Origin of the sequence: Hymenobacter sp. BT18 (assembly GCF_012273015.1) — a bacterium.
GTDB classification, from domain to species: Bacteria; Bacteroidota; Bacteroidia; order Cytophagales; family Hymenobacteraceae; genus Hymenobacter; species Hymenobacter lutimineralis.
This window is the reverse complement of the sequence record NZ_CP050954.1, coordinates 1301018-1326605: the sequence shown is the minus strand read 5'-3', so window position 1 is coordinate 1326605 and position 25588 is coordinate 1301018. Positions and strand designations below refer to the sequence as shown.

General features: G+C 59.7%; 23 protein-coding genes. 10 read left to right on the top strand and 13 right to left on the bottom strand.

Features of this window, described 5'->3' with window-relative positions:
* Nucleotides 1–218: 218 nt before the first annotated feature.
* Nucleotides 219–938 (top strand): RDD family protein, encoded by a 720-nt coding sequence (locus tag HER32_RS05480; RefSeq protein ID WP_168681092.1) that lies wholly within the window; start codon nt 219–221, stop codon nt 936–938.
* Between the two features lie 129 nt (nt 939–1067).
* On the opposite strand, the gene HER32_RS05475 is transcribed toward HER32_RS05480, so the two are convergent.
* The 12 genes from HER32_RS05475 to HER32_RS05420 all read right to left on the bottom strand — a co-directional run bounded on the left by HER32_RS05475 (nt 1068) and on the right by HER32_RS05420 (nt 15704).
* Nucleotides 1068–1787, bottom strand: a complete 720-nt coding sequence (locus HER32_RS05475; RefSeq protein ID WP_149071371.1) for an SDR family oxidoreductase — start codon at nt 1785–1787, stop codon at nt 1068–1070.
* Nucleotides 1788–1929: 142 nt separating this feature from the next.
* Nucleotides 1930–2364: an RDD family protein gene (locus HER32_RS05470; RefSeq protein ID WP_149071372.1), complete on the bottom strand. Its 435-nt coding sequence runs from the start codon at nt 2362–2364 to the stop codon at nt 1930–1932.
* Between the two features lie 139 nt (nt 2365–2503).
* Entirely contained in the window at nt 2504–4126 is a 1623-nt protein-coding gene (locus HER32_RS05465) for a bifunctional GNAT family N-acetyltransferase/carbon-nitrogen hydrolase family protein (RefSeq protein WP_149071393.1), read from the bottom strand.
* Between the two features lie 210 nt (nt 4127–4336).
* Nucleotides 4337–4993: a CoA transferase subunit B gene (locus HER32_RS05460; protein WP_168681090.1), complete on the bottom strand. Its 657-nt coding sequence runs from the start codon at nt 4991–4993 to the stop codon at nt 4337–4339.
* 118 nt (nt 4994–5111) lie between these two features.
* Nucleotides 5112–5810 carry a CoA transferase subunit A gene (locus HER32_RS05455; protein WP_168681088.1) on the bottom strand — a complete coding sequence of 233 codons (699 nt, stop codon included), beginning with the start codon at nt 5808–5810 and terminating at the stop codon, nt 5112–5114.
* Between the two features lie 114 nt (nt 5811–5924).
* Entirely contained in the window at nt 5925–6878 is a 954-nt protein-coding gene (locus HER32_RS05450) for a bifunctional riboflavin kinase/FAD synthetase (protein WP_149071375.1), read from the bottom strand.
* 18 nt (nt 6879–6896) lie between these two features.
* Complete coding sequence (locus HER32_RS05445; RefSeq protein WP_168681086.1) at nt 6897–7829, bottom strand: DUF2268 domain-containing putative Zn-dependent protease; 933 nt, start codon at nt 7827–7829, stop codon at nt 6897–6899.
* 77 nt (nt 7830–7906) lie between these two features.
* Nucleotides 7907–8800, bottom strand: coding sequence for a tRNA pseudouridine(55) synthase TruB (gene truB, locus HER32_RS05440; protein ID WP_168681084.1), 894 nt, complete (start codon nt 8798–8800; stop codon nt 7907–7909).
* The gene (locus tag HER32_RS05435) at nt 8797–9600 is read right to left on the bottom strand and encodes an undecaprenyl-diphosphate phosphatase (RefSeq protein ID WP_149071378.1); all 804 of its coding nucleotides are present in this window, start codon (nt 9598–9600) and stop codon (nt 8797–8799) included. Before HER32_RS05435 ends, truB begins: the two co-directional genes overlap by 4 nt.
* Nucleotides 9601–9921, bottom strand: coding sequence for a DUF3098 domain-containing protein (locus tag HER32_RS05430; protein WP_149071379.1), 321 nt, complete (start codon nt 9919–9921; stop codon nt 9601–9603).
* A 79-nt stretch (nt 9922–10000) separates the two neighbouring features.
* Nucleotides 10001–10894 carry a cell division protein FtsX gene (locus HER32_RS05425; RefSeq protein ID WP_149071380.1) on the bottom strand — a complete coding sequence of 298 codons (894 nt, stop codon included), beginning with the start codon at nt 10892–10894 and terminating at the stop codon, nt 10001–10003.
* A gap of 226 nt (nt 10895–11120) precedes the next feature.
* The gene (locus HER32_RS05420) at nt 11121–15704 is read right to left on the bottom strand and encodes a translocation/assembly module TamB domain-containing protein (RefSeq protein WP_168681082.1); all 4584 of its coding nucleotides are present in this window, start codon (nt 15702–15704) and stop codon (nt 11121–11123) included.
* A 293-nt stretch (nt 15705–15997) separates the two neighbouring features.
* On the opposite strand from HER32_RS05420, the gene tsaD reads away from it, so the two are divergent.
* From tsaD to HER32_RS05395, 5 genes are all read left to right on the top strand, one after another.
* Complete coding sequence (gene tsaD, locus HER32_RS05415; RefSeq protein ID WP_168681080.1) at nt 15998–16999, top strand: tRNA (adenosine(37)-N6)-threonylcarbamoyltransferase complex transferase subunit TsaD; 1002 nt, start codon at nt 15998–16000, stop codon at nt 16997–16999.
* Nucleotides 17000–17114: 115 nt separating this feature from the next.
* A complete protein-coding gene (locus HER32_RS05410) occupies nt 17115–17540 on the top strand; it encodes a thioesterase family protein (protein WP_168681078.1) in 426 nt (141 codons plus the stop codon).
* Nucleotides 17541–17596: 56 nt separating this feature from the next.
* Nucleotides 17597–18070 carry an SsrA-binding protein SmpB gene (smpB, locus tag HER32_RS05405; protein WP_168681076.1) on the top strand — a complete coding sequence of 158 codons (474 nt, stop codon included), beginning with the start codon at nt 17597–17599 and terminating at the stop codon, nt 18068–18070.
* Nucleotides 18071–18212: 142 nt separating this feature from the next.
* Nucleotides 18213–19016, top strand: a complete 804-nt coding sequence (locus HER32_RS05400; RefSeq protein ID WP_232066395.1) for a C40 family peptidase — start codon at nt 18213–18215, stop codon at nt 19014–19016.
* 226 nt (nt 19017–19242) lie between these two features.
* Nucleotides 19243–19737, top strand: coding sequence for an HNH endonuclease (locus tag HER32_RS05395; RefSeq protein WP_149071384.1), 495 nt, complete (start codon nt 19243–19245; stop codon nt 19735–19737).
* Between the two features lie 172 nt (nt 19738–19909).
* On the opposite strand, the gene HER32_RS05390 is transcribed toward HER32_RS05395, so the two are convergent.
* Nucleotides 19910–20779, bottom strand: coding sequence for an alpha/beta fold hydrolase (locus HER32_RS05390; RefSeq protein ID WP_168681072.1), 870 nt, complete (start codon nt 20777–20779; stop codon nt 19910–19912).
* Nucleotides 20780–20921: 142 nt separating this feature from the next.
* On the opposite strand from HER32_RS05390, the gene HER32_RS05385 reads away from it, so the two are divergent.
* The 4 genes from HER32_RS05385 (at nt 20922) to HER32_RS05370 (ending at nt 25439) form a co-directional block, all read left to right on the top strand.
* Nucleotides 20922–22160 (top strand): DUF3298 and DUF4163 domain-containing protein, encoded by a 1239-nt coding sequence (locus tag HER32_RS05385; RefSeq protein ID WP_168681071.1) that lies wholly within the window; start codon nt 20922–20924, stop codon nt 22158–22160.
* Between the two features lie 213 nt (nt 22161–22373).
* Nucleotides 22374–23438 carry a fatty acid desaturase family protein gene (locus tag HER32_RS05380; protein WP_168681070.1) on the top strand — a complete coding sequence of 355 codons (1065 nt, stop codon included), beginning with the start codon at nt 22374–22376 and terminating at the stop codon, nt 23436–23438.
* 196 nt (nt 23439–23634) lie between these two features.
* Nucleotides 23635–24189, top strand: a complete 555-nt coding sequence (locus tag HER32_RS05375) for a cupin domain-containing protein (protein WP_168681068.1) — start codon at nt 23635–23637, stop codon at nt 24187–24189.
* A gap of 437 nt (nt 24190–24626) precedes the next feature.
* Entirely contained in the window at nt 24627–25439 is an 813-nt protein-coding gene (locus HER32_RS05370) for a helix-turn-helix transcriptional regulator (protein ID WP_168681066.1), read from the top strand.
* Nucleotides 25440–25588: the final 149 nt, after the last annotated feature.

Genomic DNA, 25588 nt, shown 5'->3' with positions numbered 1-25588 from the left:
AGAAAATAAAGGCTGACGCAGTACAAGCCCGGTAGCTAAGAGCAGGCGGCCAAGTGTTTCTTACCGCTTCCCTGTGCGCTACTATGCTGAATAACCACGCCGGTATCGTATTTTGCGGTAGGCCAGCACTTCGCGAAGATTAGCAATTTTCCCGATCCGGCCTTCATCCTATGGCGCTTAATTTCCTCGGGCCGGCGCCGCGGCTCAGTTACCAGCTCATGAGTACCATACGAATCCAGACTACCCAAAACGTAACCGTCGAATACGAAGTCGCTAGCGTGGGCGAGCGGATCCTGGCCGCCATTATCGACAACCTGATCCTGATAGCCTGGTTATTTGCCTGGGTGCTGCTCTTTTCCCTGGTGGGAGTGCAGGACCAGATTTTGTCCGTTATGGTGGCCCTGCTCGTGGGCATTCCCTTCGTGTTTTACCATTTGGCCTGCGAAGTGTTTTTCAACGGGCAAAGCCTGGGCAAAAAGGCCCGACACATCAAAGTAATCCGGCTGGATGGCACCCCGCCCCGGTTTGGCGACTACCTGCTGCGCTGGCTGCTGCGCCTGATTGATACCGGCTTATTCAGTGGCCTTATTGCCGTGATTACCATTGTTTCCAACGGACGCGGGCAGCGGCTGGGCGACATAGCGGCCGGCACGTCCGTTATCAGCACCAAACCCCGGCAGGGAGCCGGCGCCTTGGCGCCTACCTTCACCGAGCCCGGCTACGTGGTCATCTTCCCCCAGGCCAGCCTGCTCGCCGACCACGACGTGGCCACCATCCGGCAACTGGTGCATACTGGCCTGGAGCGGGAAAATTACCTGTTGCTGAACGAAGTAGCCAACAAAGTAAAATCCCTCACCGGTATTCAAACCGACTTGCCCGATGAGGCTTTCCTGCGCACTATTCTGCGCGACCACGCCCACTTAGCGGCCCAGGCGTAGTTTACCGGCTTATGAACAGCAAGCCCCCGGTACCAACGCGGTGCCGGGGGCTTGCTGTTGAAGGAAGGTACGTTGCAGAGGTTTTGTCGCCTTAACCCAAGCTAAAGAAACTACCAGTGGTGTTGCGGGCTACCACGGCACCGGCTGGTTCTGCCAGGTCACGAAGGAGCCGTTTTCTTCCATGTAAAGGCGGTCGGTGAGGCGAATGATGCCCCGAGCCGAATCGGCGGGGGGGAGGCCGGCGGCGTTGCCACCCATGCCCGTCCGGATCCAGCCGGGGTCTACCAGCACCGACACCAACCCATACTGGCTGATTTCGGCGGCCAGGCCGCGCATGTACATGTTGAGGGCAGCTTTGCTGGCTGAGTAGTGATATGGCTCGCCGGATGCTTTCCAGGTGATGGAGCCCTGCCCCGAGGACAAGCTCACAATCCGGCCTTTGTCGCCTGCCTTCAATAAATCGAGGAAGGCCTGAGCCACCAGTAGGGGGCCAACGGCATTTACGCGGAGCACCTGCAGGGCATTATCGGCCGTGAGCTGGCCCAGGCGCTGAGGAGCGGGGTCTTCGGGGCCAGCGCCGGGCAAAATGCCCGCGTTGTTGATGAGAATATCCAGCCCGGCTGAAACCGTGCGCACAGCTTTACGGGCCGCCGCAATCGAGGCCTCGTCCGTAACATCAAGCGCAATAAGATGGAGCCTCCCGCTATGGGCGCCTTGCAGGGTGTGCAGGTCGGTGGCGGAAGCGGGCTGACGGCAGGCGGCAAACACGGTGTCGCCGCGCTCCAGGTACTGGCGGGTCAGCTCCAGGCCCAGGCCGCGGTTGGCTCCGGTGATGAGGACGCGTTTCATGGTGAGGTTGGTAAGGTCAGGTTTGGAAGCCGCAGTTTAGTTAAAAACCAGTAAGGGGCCCACAAACCAAGTCACTGGTTTAGGTAAAAGCCCGCTGGAGAAGCCAGTCTGCGCTCTTAGTTGTCTTACCCCTGGCAGGCTGCTATTTGCGCGGGATGCGCACCACCATAGTACCGGATTTGGTATCGTGCCAGCCCTGCGCTGAGCCCAAAAAGCTTAGCGGTTCGAAAGGCACAATGCGCCATAATGTACGCTTTAGCGTAGCTGAGAAAGGAGGCCGGGTGCCATCTTCCATTACCACGGTAGTGCCCGTAACCATCTTGCCAACTGTACGCCCAAACAGCGCTTCGAAGAAGAGGTAGTAAAAGAACAAGAGAATGACGGTAACCAACCGATCCAGCAGGGGATTGTCAAGGTCATCTAACCAGGACTCCTTGCCTACCAGCACGAGGATGATGCCAAACTGGGCAGCTAACAAAAACACGCAGGCCAGATCAATCAGATAGTTAGCCAAGCGGCGGCCCTGGCCGGCTATTTCCGGATACTCAGGAAAATCAGGCGTAACAGATGAGGTCATACTAAACGGATAAAAGAGGAAGAATAAACCTTCCCGAAACTTCTGAAAAGCTGGTCGGATATCCTAGCTGCCAACAAAAAAGCCCTGCCGATCAGGCAGGGCTTTTTTAGGTATCCGGCGGGTTTTATCAGTAGGTTGCTTACCCAGCCGCAATGGCCTTGCGTTTGGTTACGCGGGGAGCCCGCTCTTCGCCCTGGGCTAGCAGCTCGTCGTCGCGCTCGGCTTTCTTCACCGTCCAGCTCAGGGAGTACAGGTCTTTGCGCCGGTCGCGCAGGTTGCGCACCGCGCCGCTGGTGTTCAGGTCCTTGAGCAAGTCCAAGTCCAGGTCGGCAATCAGCGTCATCTCGGTGTTGGGCGTGGCCTCGGCCACGATGGCGTCGTGGGGGAAGGCAAAGTCGGAGGGGCTGAACACGGCACTCTGCGAGTACTGAATGTCCATGTTTTCCACCCGGGGCAGGTTGCCCACCGAGCCCGTAATGGCCACGTAGCACTCGTTTTCGATGGCGCGGGCCTGGGCGCAGATACGCACCCGCTGGTAGGCGTTCTTCGTGTCCGTCCAGAAAGGAACGAACAGAATTTTCACGCCTTCATCCGAAAGCATGCGGGCCAGCTCGGGGAATTCCACGTCGTAGCACACCAGGATGCCGATTTTGCCGAAGTCCGTGTCGAAGCACTTGAGCTTGTCGCCGCCGCGCATGCCCCAGTAGGAGGCCTCGTCGGGGGTTACGTGCAGCTTGTACTGCTCGTCCACGGTGCCGTCGCGGCGGCAGAGGTAGGCCACGTTGTGCAGCTTGCCATCCTCGTACACCGGCATGGAGCCCGCCACAATGTTGATGTTATAGCTCACGGCCAGCTCCATCATTTTGGTGCGGATGGGCTCAGTAAAGGCCGCCATAGCCCGGATGGCCACGGCTGGGGAGTCCTCGTTGGTGAGGGCCATGAGCGGGGCGTTGAAGAACTCCGGGAAAAGCACGCAGTCGGCTTTGTAGCCGCTCACCGTATCCACGAAGAACTCAATCTGCTGGAGCAGGTCTTCCAGGGAGCGAGTGGCGCGCATCTGCCACTGCACAATGCCCAGGCGCACGTTGCTTTTCTGGTTACCGATCAGCTTGTCCACGTCCTCGTCGTAGTACACGTTAATCCACTCCAGCAGCGTGGCAAACGCCTTCGACTCGGAGTCGTAGGGCAGGTAGCCGCGGATGATTTTGCGGACGTGAAACTCGTTGGAAAGCTGGAAGGTGAGGATGGGGTCGGTAATTTCCTTGTTGCGCACCATCTCCACGTACTTGGCCGGCGTCATCTCATTGGCATAGGCCGCGTAGCCGGGAATCCGGCCTCCGGCCACCATGGCGCGTAGGTTCAGGTTTTCGCACAGCTCCTTGCGGGCATCGTAGAGGCGGCGACCCAGGCGCAGGCTGCGATACTCGGGGTCTACAAACACGTCCACCCCATACAGCGTGTCGCCGTCGGCATTGTGGGTGTTGAACTTGCCGTTGCCAGTAATCTTGGAGTAGGTATGCCGGTCGCCAAAGTCGGAGTACTGCACGATGATGGCCAGTGCGGCCGCTACCACTATACCGTTGTCCTCGATGCAGATCTGGCCTTCGGGGAATTTGCGCAGCAGGTTGTTGTACTCATCCTGGGCCCAGGCACCTTCCATGTTGGAGTATACCTTGTCCATGATGTCGCGCACAGCTTTGTAGTCGCTCTTGCGCAGGGTACGCAGCACCAGCTTGTGCGCGGGCACCGCCGTGGGCGTCATTCGCTCGGCTACGGCGGGTACCGTTTGTTTTTTAGCGTGGCTACCGCCGGGTTTATTATTCGAAGCAGGCATAGGTCGAAGCAAAAGTCTTAGCGCAAAGGTACGGCTTGGGCAGGCGTTACGTTGGATTTAAAGCCGCGGAACGCAAACCGCCCGATGTCCAGGTGGGCATCGGGCGGTAGCCTGTTAAACTGTCAAGCAAGTAAATAGTTACACGCCCTGCATTTCGGGCACCTCGGCGGGCACTACCAGCTTGCCGGCGGTGGCGGCCTGGATCTGCTCTACCGATACGCCGGGGGCCCGCTCGCGCAGCACAAAGCCGTCGGGCGTCACGTCGAGGACGGCCAGCTCGGTTACAATCTTCTTCACGCAGCGCAGGCCGGTGATGGGCAGGGTGCAGGCGGGCAGCAGCTTGGAGCTACCGTCGCGGGCCACGTGCTGCATGGCCACGATGATGTTCTTGGCCGAAGCTACCAGGTCCATGGCACCGCCCATGCCCTTCACCATTTTGCCGGGAATCTTCCAGTTGGCAATATCCCCGTTCTCCGACACCTCCATGGCCCCCAGGATGGTGAGGTCCACGTGTTCCCCACGAATCATGGCGAAAGAGTCGGCCGAGGAGAAGAGGCTGGAGCCGGGAAGGGTGGTTACCGTCTGCTTGCCGGCATTGATGAGGTCCGGGTCCACTTCCGCTTCGGTGGGGAAGGGGCCCATGCCCAGCAGGCCGTTTTCGCTTTGCAGCTCCACGTTGATGCCTGCGGGTATGTAGTTGGCCACCAGCGTAGGAATGCCGATGCCCAAGTTAACGTAAGAGTTATTCTGTACTTCCTGGGCTATGCGCTTGGCAATGCCGTGTTTATCTAACATGATGTGCGAATGTGAGAAATGTGGGGTAATGTGCTCATGTGCTTTGTATGTGCTCATGTGCTAATGCATTCGACGGAACGACCATTAGCACATCAGCACATTTTTCACATTTCTCACATTAAGATTGACGTACGGTGCGTTGCTCAATGCGCTTCTCGTAGTTCTTGCCTTCGAAAATGCGCTGCACGAAAATGCCGGGCGTGTGAATCTGGTTAGGGTCCAGCTCGCCGGCAGGTACCAGTTCTTCTACCTCGGCCACCGTGATTTTGCCGGCCGTGGCCATCATGGGGTTGAAGTTGCGGGCCGTGCCTTTATAGATAAGGTTGCCGGCCGTGTCGCCCTTCCAGGCTTTTACCAAGGCATAATCGGCGTGCAGGGCGGTTTCCAGCAGGTACATCTTACCGTTGAACTCCCGGCTTTCCTTGCCTTCACCTACCTCTGTGCCGTAGCCCGCGGGCGTGTAGAAGGCCGGAATGCCCGCGCCACCGGCCCGGCACCGCTCAGCCAGGGTGCCCTGCGGAATCAGCTCCACTTCCAGCTCTCCGCTCAGCAATTGGCGCTCAAACTCGGCGTTTTCGCCCACGTAGCTGGAAATCATCTTGCGTACCTGCTTGGTCTGGAGCAGGCGCCCGATGCCGAAGTCATCGACGCCGGCGTTGTTGCTGATGCAGGTGAGGTTGCGTACGCCGCGGCGCAGAATTTCCTCAATGGCGTTTTCGGGAATGCCGCACAGGCCGAAGCCACCGAGCATGAGCGTCATGCCATCGGTGAGGCCTTCCAGGGCCGCCTGGGGGCCGGCCACTACTTTGTTGATCATAGGACGAATTGGGTGGGGTTTGGGAGCGGGAAGGTAAACAGAACTACGAAAAAAGGCTGTCATCCTAGGCAAAGCGCAGAATAACAGCCCATCCTTCTTCTTGATTCTTCGGGCTTACCCGCCTACCAGCTGCCGCCGCGCATTGTCCGCGTCAAGGGCCAACTGGGCTTTCAGGGCATCGAGGCCGCTGAACTTCTGCTCGTCGCGCAGGCGGGCCACAAACTGCACCGACAGCAGTTGGTCGTACAGGTCGCCGTCGAAATCAAGCAGGTGTACTTCGGTGGTCTGGCTGAGCTGCCCGCCCACGGTGGGTCGCACCCCGATGTTGAGCATGCCCTGGTGCACTGTGCCCGCGGCCGTCGTCACCATCACCGCGTACACGCCGCGGGCCGGAATCAGCTTTAAGGGCTCGTCGCACACGATGTTGGCCGTAGGAAAGCCGATGGTGCGGCCCAGCTGCTGCCCGCGCACCACTGTGCCCGTGAGCGGGTAGGGGTAGCCCAGGTAGCGGTTGGCCGTGAGAATGTCGCCGCTTTCCAGGGCCCGGCGGATGCGGGTGCTGCTCACGCCCACGGCGTCCACATCCTCGCGCGGAATTTCCTCCACCGTCAGGCCGTAGCGGTCGGCGTGCTGGCTGAGGTACTCGAAGCCGCCTTCGCGGTTGCGCCCGAAGCGGTGGTCGTAGCCGATAACCAGCTTGCCGGTGCCCACCGTCCGGAGCAGAATCTGCTGAATAAACTCCTCGGAGGTGAGGGCAGCAAACTCCTTGGTGAAGGGCACGATGAGCAGGTAGTCGACGCCAAAGTCCGCCAGCTTCTGGGCCCGTTCTTCCAGGGTGTTCAGCAGGTGCAGATCCTGAGGCTGGGGGTGGGTGGGTGGCGGGGCCAGCACCAGGCGCGGGTGCGGCCAGAAGGTGATGACCACAGCCGGGCCGCCGCTTTGCCGGGCCACTTCCAGCAGGCGCTGCAGAATCTTCTGGTGCCCCAGGTGCACCCCATCAAAGGTGCCACTGGTGACCACGGCATTGGTCAGGAAAGGAAACGCGGCAGGGTCGCGGACAATCAGCATAAGGAAAGGGGAAGGCCGCTACCGAAACTGGTCGGCGTAGTGGCTTTGTTGCAGAAACTGCCGGCAGTCAGCAATGTTAAGGATATCGTGTACGGCCCGGCGCTTGTCGGCAGCGCGGGTATAGTAGGCTTTGCAAATCTGGTAGCCAATGTAGTAGCCCAGGTCGGCGGGGCGGCCGGCGGGCCGTTCGCCCCCGTAGAGCCAGTTGGCGAAGCTGTCGTTTTCCCCCAGGTTCTGGTCGCGCGTAAACTCCTGCCAGAGCTGCTTTTCCCGGCCCCGGGCATACTCGTAGGGCTCCGTCTTGCCGATGCGGCCTGATATCAGCTCCGCTACGAAGTCGGCTCCGCCCTCAATCAGGCACTGCTCCAGCAGGATGCGGTATTTGTAGGGAATATTCTGCTGCAAGTGCACGGCCTCGTGGGCCGCCAGCGGGGCCATGTCGGCCGGCGCGTTCATTTCCGTGCTCAGCAGCAGCCCCACCGCCTGGGCATTGCCGCCCACGCCAAACGTGCCCACGCCAAAAATTACGGGCGGAAAGGTAGCCGCCGGGTACAGGTTTTTCAGGGCCAGGTAGGTAGCGCGGCATGCGGGTACGGCGGAGGCTATTTGCTCGGAACCAGCCCGGATGCGCAGGTAATCGGCCCGGCGCCGCCGGACTACGGCCCGCAGCGAATCGGCGTTGGGCAGGCCGTTTTTCTCCAGCAAAATGCGGGTGCCCGGGGTGGCGGCCTGCCAGTACAGGGTAGCAAAAGCGTTGCCGGGGGCGCCGGCCGCGTCGGCATCAAAGGCCCGCCAGAAATTCGCCACGTCCTGCGTTTCGAAGCGCACCTTCAGCGGGTCAGGCTCGCGGGCCGGAGCAGGTGGCGTCTTGGCGGCCTGTGCCCACACCCCCGGGCTGGCCGCCAGCAGCAGGGCAAACGGCAGCAGCAAAAACAGGCGGTACGTAGCCATAAGCAAGTAGGGTAGGGGTGGGTGGCTAATTACTCTATAAACAACGTGCGTTTTAAGCGAATCCCCAATGCCAGACCTTACTCCGCAGCCGCCAGCGGGTCAGGCGTGGCGGGCTTATCCGCCTGCGTGGTGGCGCTGTAGTATTCCAACCCGGCCCGGCGCTCGGGCTGGCGCTGACGGCGGGGCCGCTGCTCGCCCTCGCCCTCGGGGCGGGGTGGCCGCAGGGCTTCCAGCTGCGCCATGCTCAAGGCATCGGCCACCGCGTACTCCCCGATGCGGGTGCGCACGAGCTTGGTGAGGTGGGCGCCGCAGCCCAGGGCCAGGCCAAAGTCGCGGGCCAGGCTGCGGATGTAGGTGCCTTTGGAGCAGGTCACGCGGAAATCCACCTCGGGCAGCTCGATGCGGGTAAGCTCAAACGCCCGGATGGTCACCTGCTTGCTTTTGATTTCGGCCTCGCCGCCGCGCCGGGCCACTTCGTAGGCCCGCTCCCCGTTCACCTTCACCGCCGAAAACAGCGGGGGCGTCTGCTCAATAAGCCCTATAAACTGCGCGGTAGCGGCGCGCACCTGCTCCTCGGTGAGATGCTCGTAGGGCAGCTCGGCGTCTACGGGCGTTTCCAGGTCGAAGGAAGGCGTGGTCTGGCCCAGGCGGAAGGTGCCGGTGTACTCTTTTTCCTGGGCCTGAATCAAGTCAATCTGCTTGGTTTTCTTGCCGGTGCAGAGAATGAGCAGGCCGGTAGCCAGCGGGTCGAGGGTGCCGGCGTGGCCGATTTTCTTGATACGCAGCGTGTTCTTGACTTTGCGCACCACGTCAAACGAGGTCCAGGTCAGGGGCTTATTCAGCAGCAGGACGCCGCCTTCGTCGGAATTCCAGGCCGCCAGCAGCTCTGCGGACGCCTGGTTATGGGCTAGTTCCGGGGCCGGCAGGGCCGCGGGCTGTTGGGCAGTGGGGTCTTTTTCTTCCGGGCTCATAGTAGCTGTAAGTTGATACCCAGGCCAATCATTACCAGCAGAATGCCGCCTACAATAACGCGGTAGATACCGAAGGCGCGGAACCCAAACCGCGTAACAAACCCAATAAACAGCCGAATAGCCAGCAGCGCCACCACGAAGGCTACCACATTGCCGAACAGGATCAGCTTGACATCGGCTCCGGTGAGGCGGCCGCCGTCCTGGTAGAAGTCGAGCAGGTCTTTGGCGGCGGCGGCGGCCATGGTAGGCATGGCCAGAAAAAACGCAAACTCGGCGGCGGCTTTGCGAGTAAGCCTCTGGGTGAGGCCCCCAATGATGGTAGCGGCCGAGCGGCTCACGCCTGGTACCACGGCCAGGCACTGAAACACCCCAATCACAAACGCCTGGCGGAAACTGGGCGTGGTAACGGGGTGGCCTTCTTCGGGTTGTTCCTGCGGAAACCACCGGTCTACAAACATTAGCACCAAGCCACCCAGCAGCAGCATGACCCCCACTACCAGCACCGATTCGAGCAGGATATCAATGTATTTCTTGAGGGTGAGGCCTACCACCACCACCGGCAGGAAAGCTACCAGCAGCTTCAGGTAGAAGTCGAAATTCTGCAAGAAGCGCCGCCAGTACACGGCCAGTACCGACAGAATGGCCCCCAACTGAATAACCACCAGATACAGCTTGGTGAAAGCCGTTGCCGGAATGCCCAGCAGGGCCGAAGCAATAATCATGTGGCCTGTGCTGGAAACAGGCAAAAACTCCGTGATGCCCTCTACAATAGCCAGAATCAACGCTTGCCAATAAGTCATTTAGGGGCGCTTGTAGGTAGGACGAGCCGGCTCCACGGGAGCCACCGGAGCCACTGGCGTAGGGGACGTTGTTGGGGTGTAGGCAGCGGTGGCCGTAGGAGCAGCCGTTTCGGTAGTGTTACCCGACTTTGCCATGATGGCAAAAAACTCCACGACGAACCCGGCCGCCAGCAGCAAGGGGCCTAGCGTGATGCCCAGGAAACCTTCTCCGTACTCGGTCGTGTCGAGGGTCATGGTAATGAAACCGGCGGCCAGCATAGCCAGGCCGACAAACATCAGCCGGTAGTTGCGCGGCCCGAAGGCGAAGCGTTGAGTTGCCATATAGTCGTTATTCGGTGTTTGTTTTTTGTTTTCAATCAGCGGGCCGCCTCGCTATGAGCGAACAGCTAGCCGCTCAATATTAATAGAGCTCATCCAGGGAGAGGCCCAGGTACTTGCGCACGGCCCGGAAAGAGCTGATAAAACCAATGAAGGAACCCAGCGCCACCAGGAACACCAGCAGCACGGCCAGCAGCCGCTCGTCGCGAAGCAAGCGCAACTCCTCCACGCGCAGGTAGGCGTACTGCAGCAACGCCAGCAGCAGCAAGGCCGCCAGCACCCCACTCACGAAGCCCTGCCAGGTAGCTCGCCGCAAAAACGGCCGCTGAATGAACATAGATGTGGCGCCCACCAGCTGCATGCTGCGAATCAGAAACCGCTGCGAGAACAAAGCCAGCTTAATGGTATTGTTGATGAGCACCACTACCACAATGGTCAGCACGGCTGCGAAGCCCAGCAGCACCAGGCTAATGTTGCGGATGTTCTGGTTGATGGAGTCAATCAGGCTCTGTACGTACTGCACTTCGTACACCCCGGTTTCGGCGCGCAGCTCTTTCTCCACGCGGGCCAGCCCCGCCTTATCGGTGTACTCGGGGTTGATTTTCAGGATGTAGGCGTCGCGCAATGGATTGTCGCCCAGAAACTGCTGGAAGTCTTCCCCGGTCTGGTCCACAAACTGCCGGGCACCTTCCTCTTTCGAAAGAAAACGTACCTGGGGCTGGTTGTCGCGGAAAGCAATGAAAGGCTTGGCGGCAAACGTCTGCTGCAGGCGCAGCAGCTGGGCCTCGGGCAGGTCGCGCTCCAGGTACACCTGCATTTCCAGGTTTTCCTTCACCACCTCCGAGAGCTTGTGCGCGTGCAGCAGCAGCAGCCCAAACAGCCCAATCACCAGCAAGGCCAGCGTGATGCTGAACACCACCATGGTATGGGGGTAGGAGCCAAGCTTTTTCTTTCGGGTTGGGCGCGATGGAGGCATAGGGGGCAAAACTACCAATTTAAGACTGAAGAAGTGTCATTGCGAGGCGCAGCCGAAGCAATCCGTTCTATACAGCACCAGACACTTTTTCTCTGTCAGAAAGTCCTTCCTGATGTGCTATGAGTAAGGGCTTTCTGGTAGCCGAATGGGTTGGGCATTGCCCAAGACGGATTGTTTCGACCCTGGCTTGATGCGCCACAAGCTCGCAATGACACGTTCTCATTGCTTAATTCACCACCGTCCGCGGGTCATCGTCGATGTTCAGCTCGCGGGCTTTGCGCGAGGCTTCCTCCCGGCGGCGCAGGCGCTTGCGGGCCAGCAGTTCGCGCACCGAGTTGAACTGCTCCGTGTGCAGCACGCTCATGCCTGCCCGGGCCTGGTTCTGGTTGCTGGCTGCAATGGCTTGGCTAAAGTCGCGCGGGGTTGTTTCGTAGCGCAGGCGCAGGCGCAGCTTGCCATCTTCCCGCAGGAAGTACTCCAGGCTCCAGTCGCCCACCAAGGAGCTTTGCGCGCCTGGAATAACGGTGCCATCGGTACCCGTGACGGGGGCGTTGCTGAAGCCGCCTTCACGCGTCAGGCGCAGGCGGCCACCCAGCAGGTTGTAGCTAAGCCGCAATTGTAGAGCCTGCAGCTCCTCCGGCGTCACGCCGTTGATGTTAAAAGCAATTTCCAGGTTCGGGTCAATCTGGGCCGTGAGCAGGCCAAGCTGGGTGGAAATAATCTGCCCCAGGCTATTGCCGAAGCCCAGGTCGGAGCCCGCAAACTTGCCTACGCCCGACAAAGAGCCCGGCGACGTGAGCTGGCGGAACACAATCAAGCTGAAAACCTGGCGGTTGAGCTCCTGCTCGTCGTTGCGCAGAGAGGTGATGAAAGAGGTCAGCTCGCCCTCGGCCGACGAGGGAATATCGTTGAACTCCAAACTAAGCTGAATAACCGGCAGCAGCAGGGGCCCGGTCAGGTTCATCACGGCCGTGACGGGGATAGTGGCCGTGCTGTTGGCAATAATAGGCGCCAGCGAGGTGCGCTGGGTATAGGTGGCCGTCACGTTCATCTGCCCGTCCAAGGGGTTGCCGTTCCAGCTGATGGTGCCGCCCGGCCGCACCTGAAACTCTTTGTTTACCAGGCCCTGCAGCGTGAAGTTGTAGAGTCCGCGCACAATCTCCACCTGCCCGTACATGTTGAACTCTCCGCGGGTGTCAATGTTGAGGCGCAGCTGTCCGCTGGCCGTTCCCCGGATAACGTCGCCGGTGCTTTCGTCGAGCAGAATCTCGATGTAGGCGTCCGGGGTGATGTCGAGGTTGAAGTTGAGCCGGATGCCGGAAAGGTCGACTTTGCTTTCTACCTCGGTTGGAATCTTCACCGTCCGGGCCGTGTCGGGCAAGTTGCGGTTTACGAACTTGATGTAGTTGGCCTGCTCGGCTTTGGCCGCGTTGTCGAGCGGCAGGGAAAACCGGGTGCCATCTTCGCTACGTGCCGTCACAAACACGACCAGGTTGTCCGTTGGCCCGGTAATGCGGGCGTCGCCGGTAGCGTAGGCCGTACCGAAATACAGGTCGTTGTCCTTACGGGTGGTGTTCAGCACCTGCAGCTTGCGGAAGGAGGCCGTGAGGGCCAACGACATGTTCTGGAAGCCCTGGTGGAAGATATTGCCGTTGAGGGTGCCGTAGTTGCCGAGCGGGTCGCGGAGGCGAATGTTGCGGAAGGCAATCCGGTCTTCCTGAAAGCGGATTCGGTCGGAGAAAGTATACGTGGTGCCCAGATAGTCAAAGGTGAGCTGCCCATCGGTGACGTCAATGGTCCCTATTAAGTTGGGGGCCGCCAGCCGGCCGGTCAGGCGCAGGGTGCCGTTGGCCAGGCCGTTCATATTGCTAAACAAGGTGTTGAGCAGCGGCTCCGCCAGCTTCACCGGGGCGTCGTTCAGCACGGCTGTCACGTTGAGCTGGTCGTTTAGCTCGCTGGGCTTGTAGGTGCCACTGAGGGCCACCAGGCGCTGCTGGTCGCGCAACACGTTGGCCGAGAGGCGCAGCAGCTTCGCCGCGTTGTCCCAGTCAGCCACCCCGGCTACGTCACCAATCAGCACCTGGTCAAACACCAGCGAATCCACGTCGAGTCGGGCACTAGCAATCAGCTGCCCATAAAGGCCGCGCAGGTCGCCCACGGCATTTACGCGGCCCGTAATGTTCTGGTGGGTGAGCGTGTTGAGGGTGCCCAGCTCAAAGTTCTGCATGGCCAGGCGTAGCAGCTTGGCGGGGTCCTCCGAAATCTGCCCCTGGGCGCTGATGCTCTGCGCGCCATTGGAGAGGTTGAGGTTCTGCACGTCGATTTCCCGGCCGCCGCCGCTGATCAGAATCGAGTTTTCGGCGGCAATAGTCCAGTCGCGGCCCAGCAGGTTCAGGCCCGACTGCCGGAAGACCACCTGCACGGCCTGGGGCAGGAACGACAGCGCCCCGTTGATCTGCGCGCGGTTGGTGGTGCCCGTCTGCGCCAAAGAAGTAGAGAAGTTGATGCGCTCCTGGTCCCACACGCCTTCCACGTAGAAATCCTGGGTGTTGCCCAGGCCGGGTACCCGCTGCCGGGCCGAGGTGACGCTGGCCTGGGCCAGCACCTCGGGCTGGTAGGGCAGCTTGGACGTGGTGAAGTCGAAGTCAGAGTTGAAGGTGCGCACACTGTCGAACTGCAGCGTGTCGAAGTGCCCTCCCAGGGAAAAAATGGAGGTGTTGCCGTTGCGGAAAGAGCCATCAATGCGCGAGTTGTCGGCCACCGTCAGGCCCGGCACAAACAGGTGCAACACGGGGTTGGGCTTCTTCAACTGCAAATCCAGGTTGATGGCGTAGTCGGGCGTGGGCAAGCGGCGCTTGCGGCGGTAGTAGGCGGCCGTAGCGGCATCGTCGCTCTCAAAGTTGAGGCGGTATTCCGTCAGCAGCACCTGCACGTCGCGCAGCACGCGGGAGAAGTCGAAGTTGCCTACAGCTGTCAGGTCGGCTACTTCGGAGCGCACGAGCAGGCGGCGCTGGCCGTCCGGGTCACGGCGCGAAAACACGTCAAACGTATCAACAGCCACCGTGCGGCTATTAAAGCCCAGGCGGGAGTTGCGCAAGGCCACGCTGCCCAGCAGCTTATCCAGCTGCAGCCCCTGGAAGCGCACGTCGGCGGTGGTGGCCAGCGTAATGTTCTGCTTGGTAAGGCCCAGGGTGCGCAGGTTGGCGCGGCGCACCGTAGCCTTGAGGTCGAAGGCCTGGCGGTTGGCGTTCAAATCCACGGTGCCATCGGCCGTAGCGCGCAGGTTGGGGTCGTCGATGGAGAGCTTGCCAGCAAAGGCCTGCCGGCGGAACTGCCCGTTGGTGGTGATATTGCGGTAGCGGTAGCCCTGCAGCCAGATGCTCTGCACCGTGGCATTGGCCTGCACCCGGGCCCCGGCCGGCGTAAAGCCCACGCCCTCCACGCGCCCGTTCATGGTCACGTCGCGGATGGTGGATTCGTCGCCCAGCAGCTTGCCCAGCTGAAAAGCCGTGGTTTTCACGTTGCCCTCGTAGCTGGAATAGCGCGGGTCAGTCTTGAACTTCAGGTTTACGTCGGATACCACCGAGCCCAGAGCCGTCTGGAAGGAGCCGTTGGCCACAAAGTCGTTGTAGAAACCCAGGAACTGCCCTTTCAGCTTCACGGTCCCCAGCCGCTGCACGTAGGGCCAGCCCTGGGCCGGAATGTAGCGCCGGATGTCGCGCCCATCCACCACCGAAGGCTGCAGGCGCATCTCCACGAAGCTTTCCTTGAGGTTGGGCAGGCCCTGCACGTTGATGTTCCCAACTACGTGCGTGTTGCGCCCATACCGCACGTCCAGATTTTTGGTGGTGAAGTCCCGGACGTAGCCTTTGGCCTCGCCCGAGAGCAGGACCGTTTCGTTGAGCGTCTGCAGAAAATCCTGGGGCGCAAACTTGGCAATGTCGTCGGAATACACCCGGGAAGGGTTCAGGCGGGCAATAACCTTCACCGAGTCGTTGAAGTCGGTGAAGTTGAGGAAGTGGTCGTACTCGAAGCGCACGTAGTGGTGCAGCTGGCTGTTTTGTACGCGCAGGTTCAGCTTGTCAAACTCCCAGAACTTGCTGGCGTAGGTCATGTCAGCCGTCAGCTCGCGCAGGCGGGTGCCGGAGGGCGTATCCACGGTGCGCAGGTTGTGCACGCGCGTGTAAATCGTGTCGCCGTGGAGCTGAATGCCGGACAGGTCGCCGTAGATACTGTCGAGGTACATATGGGCGTAGTCCATGGTGCGCCCGTAGTACGGCTCGCGCGGCTTGTTTCGGTCGTCGAGCACGAAGCGGCCGTTGCGCAGGCCAATGGCGTCAATCTTAAAGTCGAAGGGCTGACTAACTTTGGTAGTGTCGGTGGGGCCAATCAGGCGGCGCACCGCCGACAGGAACTCGGTGAGGTTGGTGCTGTCGGGCTGCCCAGGGTAGGTGATAAGCGAAAAGCGCGGTTCTTCCAGCGTGAGCTTGCCCACGTGCAGGTGCCTGGGGTCGAACACCGAAAACAGGGTGATGTCGGCATCGGCGCGGCCAATGTTGAACAGCTCGTTGCCGCGCCGGTCGAGCACCCGCACTTGTTCCAGCAGCACCCGCGAGAACGGGCGCACATCTACGCGGCCTACCGTCACGCGGTGGCCCAGGCGGGCCGTAAGCATGGTGGCGGCCCGGTGCGCCAAGTTCGTTTGTACCCCCGGCAGCCGCAAGGCTACCAGCGTGCTGCCTACCACCACAACGAGCAGCAGCAAGAGCACCAGCAGTGCCTTAAGAAGAACAGTCAGGAAACGGGGCACGGGGGCAGAAAAAGAAAAAGGCGGCAGCTAATCGGAACAAAGATAAACGGTTGGCCTGGACCGTTGCCTGAAGGGAAATTTTCGCTCAGAACGGCAGAACCGCGGCAGAGGTTGAGCCCGACAAACGGTGGAAGCGGCAGTTTAGCGTTTTGCTCCGACCTTTGCCGGTGAATTAGAAATGAAGAAGGGAAATGAGGAATGCAGCATTCTGAATTTTACCCGTGCGTACCCGGTAAGAAGCTCCCCAACTTCTTCCTCTTCATTCCTCATTCCTCATTCATAATAACGAGAGGATGCCCACTATTCTGGCCATAGAATCTTCCTGCGACGATACTTCGGCCGCCATTATGGTCGACGGCGAAATTCGCTCCAACGTGGTAGCTACCCAGCAGGTGCACGAGCAGTACGGCGGCGTGGTGCCCGAGCTGGCCTCGCGCGCCCACCAGCAGCACCTGATTCCCGTGGTAGAAGCCGCCCTGCAGCGGGCGGGCGTCACCAAGAAAGACCTGGACGCCGTGGCCTTCACCCAGGGGCCGGGGCTGCTGGGCTCCCTGCTGGTAGGGGGCATGTTTGCCAAAACCCTGGCTTTGGCCCTGGGCAAGCCGCTGATTGCCGTCAACCACATGCGGGCGCATATCCTGGCTCACTTCATTGAGGAGCCGCGGCCCGTATTTCCGTTTCTGTGCCTCACGGTAAGTGGGGGCCATACCCAGCTCGTCATCGTGCGCAGCGCCCTGGACATGGAAATCATTGGGCAAACCATCGACGATGCGGCCGGGGAAGCTTTCGACAAAACCGCCAAGCTCCTGGGCTTGCCTTACCCCGGCGGGCCTCACCTCGATAAGCTGGCCCGGGAAGGCAACCCCCACCGCTTTCCCTTCCCCGTGGGGGCCATGCCCGGCTATGATTTCTCCTTCAGCGGACTGAAAACGGCGGTGCTCTATTTTCTGAAAAAAGAAACCGCGCAGAATCCCGAATTCGTGCAGGAAAACCTCCCAGACCTCTGCGCCAGTATTCAATACACTATTATTCAAACGCTCCTGCGCCAGCTGCGCCGGGCCGCCGCCGATAATACCCTCACGCAAATTGCCCTGGCCGGGGGCGTAGCGGCCAACAGCGGCTTGCGCCAGGCCCTGCAGGACGAGGCTGCCGCGCAAAACTGGCAGGTGTTTATTCCCGCGTTTCAATTCTGCACCGACAACGCGGGCATGGTAGCCATGACGGCCAACTTCCAGTACGAAGCCGGCGACTTTGCCACCCAGCTCGTCAGCTCAGACCCCCGCCTGAAATTGTGAGGCGTGGTTTCGTGCGTAGTGGTTTGGTTTTGGGCGGTTAGGAGAAGTCTGCCATCCGTAGTTGCAGCCAGAGTAGCACGCTAAGAATCGAAACCTGTTGTAAAAAAGTACCCCGATGAAGAATCCCTTCCGGCCCGGCGATGAGCAACACTACCAACTGACTGTGACGGCCGCGCATTTTGCGGTGCTCAACGGGCAGCTGATTCACCCGGTGCTCAGTACGTTTGCGCTGGGCCAGGCTCTGGAGTGGGCGAGCCGCCAGTTTGTGGAGCACATGCTGGAAGAAGGCGAGGAAGGCATCGGAACCTCACTGACGGTAGAGCACTGCGCTCCGGCTTTTGAAGGTGAAACCGTGGAATTTCGCGCTATTTTTGAGCAACTCAACGGCGCCGAGCTGCTGTGTCGCGTAGAAGCCCGGGTGGGCGAGCGGCTGGTAGCCACGGGCCGCACGGGGCAGCGCATTGTGGACCGCGCCCGGCTGCAGGCCCGTTTCGCGGCGCTACGCTTAGCCGGTACCTCCTCCGCTGCCTCCCTATCATAACGTATTGTTGGTAGAGCCCACTCACCGGTTTCTGCCAACTTCCGAGCTACTCTTCCATGGCCAAACAAAAAGATGATGCGCCTAAGCGCGTCAATATCCAAAACCGCCGCGCCCGGCACGAATACAGCTTTCTGGCCCAGTACGACGCCGGCCTGATGCTGCAGGGAACCGAAATCAAGAGCATTCGGGATGGCAGCGTGCAGCTGCAGGACGGTTTCTGCTCCTTTCACCCCGATGGTAGCCTCTGGGTGCACAACGTCACTATTGCCAAGTACACCGAAGGCACCTACAACAACCACGAGCCTACCCGTCCGCGCAAGCTGCTACTCAACAAGCGGGAGCTGCGCCAGCTCGCCGACAAATCCACCGAGCAGGGCCTCACCATCATTCCGGTGCGCATGTTTGTGAGCGACCGGGGCTTTGCCAAGCTGGAAATAGCCCTGGCCAAAGGCAAAAAGCTCTACGACAAGCGCGAAGACCTGAAAGCCAAAGACCAGAAGCGCGAGATGGACCGGGCCCGCGACTATTAAGCGCGGAGAACAGGGAAATAAGCCGTTTTCTGCAAGGAAGTTTGGCTGATTGCGGTTTAAGCGGGAGCTTCGTGACTAGTTGTGGCGGGTGGGCAGCATTACTCACCCACCGCACTTCTTCACTTACTCACTCATTCACTCTTTGGAACACGGAATTTGCGCATTGAGCGCCGTGCCGGTACGGGCCGAGCCCACGGATAAGGCCGAACTGGTAACCGAGTTGATGTTTGGTGAATGCTACTCTGTGCTGCTCACCCAAGGGAACTGGCATCAGGTGCGCCTGGCGGCCGATCAGTATGTGGGCTGGATTGATTTCAAGCAGCACACACCCGTTTCAGCCGAGTACCTGGCTGCCTGGCAGCAGCAGGACCACCCGCGCTGCCTAGATGTAGTGCAGGTGGTAAGCGAAGCCAAAACGCGGATTCCGGTTACGCTGGGCTGCCGGCTACCATTTTTTGATGGCATGACCCTGCGCCTCGGCAACCAGCAGTTGTTTTACAATGGCCCGGCCACCAACCCCGAGAACGGGCACGGGCCGCACGGAGCCGTGGAGCCTCGTCTCCGGCTTTTGCTGAAAGTTGCCCAACTGTACCTGAAGGCCCCTTACGTCTGGGGCGGCAAAAGCATTTTCGGCCTCGACTGCTCGGGGCTGGTGCAGCAGCTCTATGGCCTTATTGGCGTCCAGCTGCCCCGCGATGCCCGGCAGCAGATTGACTTTGGCGCGCCGGTGCATTTTGTGGCGCAGGCTCGCCCCGGCGACCTGGCTTTCTTCGATAACGCAGAGGGCAACATCATACATGTCGGCATCGTCCTGGATGAGCAAACCATTCTGCACGCTCACGGCGAAGTCCGCATCGACCCGCTGGACCACAACGGCATCTTCAACCGCGACCGGCAGAAGTACTCCCATAAGCTCCGCCTGATTAAGCGCCTGCTGGCGGATTAAGCATTTTCAGCGGTAGGCAGAAGATGAAACCACGAAAAGCCCTTGCACCCATATAGGTGCCAAGGGCTTTTTTGATGAGAGTACGCCTGAAATGAAGCATACGCATGGGCTCTGCGCTGAGCAAAAAGCCTACTGATAAAACGCGCAACTGAAACGGCGTATCTGTTGTTAATACGCTTAGAATCATCTAGCTTTCGCTGTATCCGATGATTCCAACCAGTTGCGTATGGACCATAAAGTGCTTGTGCTAAACGGCGATTATACTGCCATCACGCTGTGCAGCGTGCAAAAGGCGTTTGTGCTGCTTTTTCTGGAGAAGGCTGAGATGATTGCCAAATCCGATCAGGGTGTGCTGCGCACCATTTCCCAGGCGTTTCCGAAGCCCAGCATCATTCGGTTGCAGCGCTATGTGCGCGTGCCCTACAAGGGCATTGCCCTCAGCCGCCACAACATTATGAAGCGGGACCATTTTGAGTGCCAGTATTGCGGCTCCACCAAAAACCTGACGCTGGACCACGTAATGCCCAGGAGTAGGGGAGGCGACTCCAGTTGGAGCAACCTGCTAACGGCCTGCGCGCGTTGCAACCACGCCAAGGGCCATCGCACCCCGCAGGAAGCCGGCCTTACCATCAGGCAACAGCCCAAAAAGCCTACGCTTTCCGGCTTCCTGAAACTCAGTGCCGGCTCCATCGACGAAAACTGGCACGCGTACCTCAACTAACGGCAGCAGGCATTTCGCCTCGCTGCCGTTTTTTGTTGCGCACTATGCTGCGGCCATCGGGCAGTGCGCCCAGCCCAAGCGCACCCAGTCGACTGGCGCTGCCCGCGTAAAAAAGCGCCGCCGACTCCCGAACAGGCACCGGCGGCGCTAAGGGGCCAGCAGGATGGGCTAACTACAGGGAGAAGGCATTAGAGTTGGTGACCTTGGTGCCGCCCACGAACTGCAGCAGGTCGTGGTTGAGCCGGTCTTTCTCCGTGATAAACAAGCCGTGTGGAGCACCGCTGTACTCCACAAACTGGGCGTGGGGGACAAACTGGGTCATTCGTTCCCCACTTACGGCGGGTGGCACCGTGGCGTCGCTGCTGCCGTGAATAACCAGGGCGGGTACCTTGATGGTCTTTAAGTCCTGACGAAAGTCAGTAGCGGCAAAGGCGTACACGCACTGCTCGGTAGCCCGGGGCGAGGCTATCTGACACATGGCCTGCATCCAGTCCAGGGTGGCATTGCTGACGGGGTGGCTGATGGTGCCCACCCCAAAAAACTGCTTGCCGAACGTAGCCAGGAAGTCGAACCGGTCCTTGTGGATGCCATCCACCATCTTATCGAAGTTGGCTTTGGGGGCACCGTCAGGGTTATCGTCGGTCTGCAGCAGGAAGGGCGTTACGGCCGCTACAAAAGCTACCCGCGCTACCCGGGCCCCGCCGTGGCGGCTCATGTAGCGCGCTACCTCGCCGCCACCCATAGAAAAGCCCACGAGCGTCACATTTTGCAGGTCCAGCTCATCCAGCACTGCTTTCAAGTCATCGGCGAAGGTATCGTAATCGTAGCCCTCCCAGGTTTTGGTGGAGTTGCCAAAGCCGCGGCGGGTGTAGGCCACCACGCGGTGGCCGTGCTTGGGTAGTTCGGCCAGCTGGTACTCCCACATTTCGTGGGAAGCGGGCCAGCCGTGAATCAGGACTATCGGGTCGCCCTGGCCCTGATCAACGTAGTGGAGTTTTACTTCGTGGCCATTGGCGTCGCGGCCGGCGGTGATATAGCTCATGAGGTGCTTGGCAAAAAGGTGTAAAAAGGATACTTGTGTTGCTACATACGAGGGTAGCTCGGAGCTGGACAGCTGAGCCCCGTATTTTGTACAGTGTGGAGGTTACGGGCGCTACATCCAGGTTATGTACGTTTGCAGGACTATGGCAATTATCCGCTTTTCCCTGCTCGGGGCGCTGAGTCTGGCTGTACTGTCCTGCAGGTCCCGCTCCACCGACACCGACCAAGCCAGTACTACCCGCCCAGCGGCCACTACACCCGGCTCTGCTAGCTCCGCCGACACCCCGGGAGCCACGTATGCTCAGTATCGGGGCGTGCTTCCCGGCTCACCCGACTCGATTACCCTGCACCTGCACACCTGGCCAAGCCTTCCTGGCGACACCGAAACGGAAGGGATGCTAGGCTGCTACGCCGGCTCCAACGGCCAGCCCTTTCAGCTGGGCGGGCGGAGCAGCGCTTCGCCAGATAGCGTAGTACTAGTTGATTTCAGCCCTGAGCATGCGCCTACGCTGGGTGCCGATGGACCTGTATGGCGGCTGCGGCGGCAAGGCCACGGACTAACCGGGACGTGGAACGGAAAGCCCGTGCGGCTGCGGCTGGCGCGCCCGGCTGGCAGCCTCGCCTTTCGCAGCATCTTCCTGCAGGATTCCGTAGTGGCCTTCCCGAAGCTGAAAAACTCGCCCCGGGCCCGCCTGAGCGTGCTGGCCTTGGAGCCTGTTGTAGCCGGGAAGGCGGCGCCGGCTTTAGCAGCGCAGGTGGTCCGTGGCCTACGCGGGGACACCTTGCCCGATTTACCCGTGCCTCCACTGGCTGCTTACTGGAAGGAGTTGCGACGCACCCACGCCCAGGACTACCGCCAGGACATGGCCGCCCTGCAGCCCACCCCCGGCGACTCTACTGATTATCCGGCGTTTGGTATTGGGCTGAACTACGAGGAGCAACATCTCACCCACGTGCTCTGGAACCAAGCCCCACTCCTGAGCCTGGGTTTCTACACCTATAGCTTCACGGGCGGCGCCCATGGCAACTACGGTACCACCGCGGCCAGTTTCGATACACGCACGGGCCGCCGCCTTACCTACGAGGCCATTTTCCGGCCCGACGCCGAGGTCAAGCTGCAGCCTTTGTTGGCGGCCGCGTTGCGGCGGGCTTACCATCTGGCCCCCGACGCTTCGCTTTCTGAAGTTCTTTTTGACGAAACTCTGCCCGTCACGCACAACGTGTACCTCACGAGCGGGGGCGCGGAGTTTATCTACGTGCCCTACGAAGTAGCGGCGTATGCATTTGGCGAAGTCCGGCTGTTTGTGCCCCTCCGGGAACTGCGGGGTTTGCTACGGCCGGGCCTGCCACTACCAAATGGGGGCGAAGTAGCCGCAAAGTAACCAGCGCTAGCTAAAGCGGCTCTTATCCTGATCAGGAGCACCAGGCCCAAAGTCCCCGCTGAACCATTCTGGCACCATTCCTGTCGGTAAGCTACCAAGAGACTCCGGCGCCTAGCTAGTAGCCTTTATAAAATCCGGCACTTTCAATCCTTTGGCGAGGTCGGCGCCGTAGATGACGGTACCTTTGCCGCCGTTTCTTTTCCCTTTGTTTTCATGCAGCCACCCAAATTCTCTGCGTCCCGCTCCTTTCATCAGGAGCTGAAGCGCCGCACCAACGCCTATTTCCAGGAAGCCGGTAAATCGACCACCGGCGGTAAAACCCTGTTCTTCAAAGCTCTGTTGCTGACTACGGCTTTTGTAGCTGTATATCTGCACTTGGTATTCTGGACACCGCCCGCCCTTTTGGCCGTTGGCGAGTGCATTCTGCTGGGTCTTATTGGAGCTGCTATTGGCTTCAACGTCATGCACGACGGGGCCCACGGGTCCTTTAGCAAGTCGAAGTTCATCAATCAGTTTGCGGCCTTCACGTTGAACGTGATGGGGGGGAATTCTTTCATGTGGAACATGAAGCACAACCTCATCCACCACATGTACACCAACGTGGAAGGCGTGGACGATGACCTCGATGCCCAGCCCTGGCTGCGCCTCAGCCCCGAGCAGCCCCGCCGCTTTCTGCACCGCTTTCAGCATCTGTATTTCTGGTTTTTCTACGCCCTGCTGTTCATTGCCTGGATTTTCTTCATGGACTACCAGAAGTATTTCAAGGGCAAAATCGGCGAAATGCCCATCAAGAAAATGTCAGCTACCGACCAGGGCGTGTTCTGGGGCTTTAAGGTGCTGCACTTGGGCCTGTTTGTAGCCCTGCCCATCTATACCGTAGGTTTCTGGAGCTGGCTGATTGGCTTCGTGGCCTTTGCCTGCGTGGCGGGCTTCACGCTCAGCATTGTGTTTCAGCTGGCCCACACCGTTGAGCACACCGACTTTGTCGTGCCCCACGAAACCACCCGCAAGATTGAGGACGAGTGGGCCATCCACCAGATCAAAACCACCGCCAACTTTGCTACCGACAGCAAGCTCATCAGCTGGCTCGTAGGCGGCCTCAACTTCCAGGTGGAGCACCATTTGTTCCCCACCATCTCCCACGTGCATTACCCGGCGCTGAATAAAATCATCCGCCAGATGTGCGAGGAGTTCAACATCGAGTACCACGAGTACCCCAAAATGCGCTACGCCGTAGCCTCGCACGTAGCCCATTTGCGGGAGTTGGGGCGGCGGTAAGCGCCTCTGGAAACCCAGAAACAAAAAAGAGCGACAACCCAGGTTGTCGCTCTTTTTTATTTCTGTTCTAACGGTATAGATCGGTTAGTAGGGATACTCTCCGGGATGACACAGAATGAATGTCCGTTAAATACAAGTAATCCGGAGCTTGGTCGATGACCTTTGTAGCACATCCACTCTACAACCCTACTGTGCTATGAAAACCTCCTTGCCCCTCACCATCGACAATGGCCTTGGTGAAACCCTAATCTTCCAAAAATTAGTGCCCGAGCCCGATGGCGACCGGCTCCTGGTCGAAAACTTTGTGGCCCCCGGCATGGGGCCGCTGATGCACGTTCACCACCTGCAGGACGAAGGCCTGACCGTAATTAAAGGCCGCATCGGCTACCAGATCCTGGGTGAGCCCGAGCAGTTTGCCGAGGCCGGGGAAACGGTGATATTTAAGCGCGGCGTAGCTCACCGCTTCTGGAACGCCGGCGACGACATTCTCAACTGCCAGGGGTGGGTCAAGCCAGCCAACACCATCGTCTTCTTTCTGTCCGCCATTTATGCAGCTCAGCGCAAAGTAGGAAAGCTAGAGCCCGAGCGGTTTGATGCGGCTTTCCTGATCACGCGTTATGCCAGCGAGTACAGCCTACCTAGTATTCCCGCCTTCGTGCGCAAGGTCATCATTCCTACCACGTACCGCGTGGGCAGACTCATGGGCAAGTACCGCAAGTTTGCCAATGCCCCCGCACCAATGGGGAAGTAAAAATCGGGCCCTGTGGTGGGCCAGCTTGAACTGTTTTTCCTTGGACTTGCACCGGTACATCATGCGTCCTTCTGCTGTTTTTACTACGCTCACTCGCCCCGCTAACCTGCGGCGTCTGCTGCTGGTACTAGCCCGGCTGCTTGCGTGTGAGGCGCCCGTTGGCGTGCAGGGCTGTTCTCCACGGGCGGACCAGCTACTGCGCCAGCAGGCCCGGTTTAACCAACTCTTTTGGCTAGTGACTGCGGGCGCGCTCAGTTCGATACTGGTCGACCGACTGCTTGGCTAAGGCCAGCCCGCCAACCGCCAGCTTCGCGTGTGTAGGGCTGGCTGTTTGTAGCAATAGAGAGGTATTCTCCGGCTCTAGAGTATTCTGAAAGAAAACGGTGTATTTTGTAGATGTAGTTCAGCCGCCAGCGGCAGCGCGGTTCCCCTTAGTCATGGAGTATTACTACCAGATTCCGTCCCATTCGCCCCTGCATGGTACCCTGCAAAATTGCTGGCAGGTAGAACGGCAGGAGTTGACCGAAGGCCACGAAACTATTATCCCAAAAGGAACGGTAGAGCTCATCTTCAATCTAAACGATTGGGCGCCGCTAACCGCTCAGATTAACGCCCAGCGCTTTCCAATACCAAGCTGCATGCTGAGCGGCTTCAACTCCCTGCCGATTCAGATGCAGCTTCCGCAACGGCACACCATGTTCGGAATGGTGCTCAGCCCCACAGTGGCGATGAGTCTGTTCCGAGTTGAAGCGTCCGATTTTGTGAACCAGTGCCTGGACCTGACGCTAGTGCATCCGCACGTGCGCAACTTGTGGGAGCAGCTGATGGTGCAGCCTTCCTTTGCCGGGCGGGTGGCGCTCGGGCAGCAGTGGCTCCTGTCGCGCCTGCCCCAGGTCACGCCGCAGGAACAGTTTTTGAACCAGTACCTCACTACGCCCGCTACTTCCGGCCTCACGGTGCCCGCCCTAGCCGACCAGCTGTGCTTTTCGCCCCGGCACCTCACGCGCAAGCTGCAGGCCCTCACGGGGATGAACGCCGAGCAGACCCTACTGTACCAGAAATATCGGTATTCCGTGGAACTGATGCACACCACAGAGCTTTCACTCACCGCCATTGCGCATGCCTGCCAGTTCACCGATCAGGCTCACTTTAGCAGGACCTTTCGCACCTTCTCGCACCTGTCGCCCCGGGAGTATCGGCAGCACAAAAGCCACATCCCCAGTCATTTGTTTGCGCAAGCAGCGGGTTAAACTCACACCATGGGAAAGACTGGAAAATCCGGCACAGTAAAGCCTCACTGGAAAGTGAGGTTTTTTTGTTCTCAGCCGCTACGTCTGGTCTTGTAAACAGCGTCGTAACTCTCCCCTAAATTCCGTATCTTTGCGCCCCCGCCAGGGTG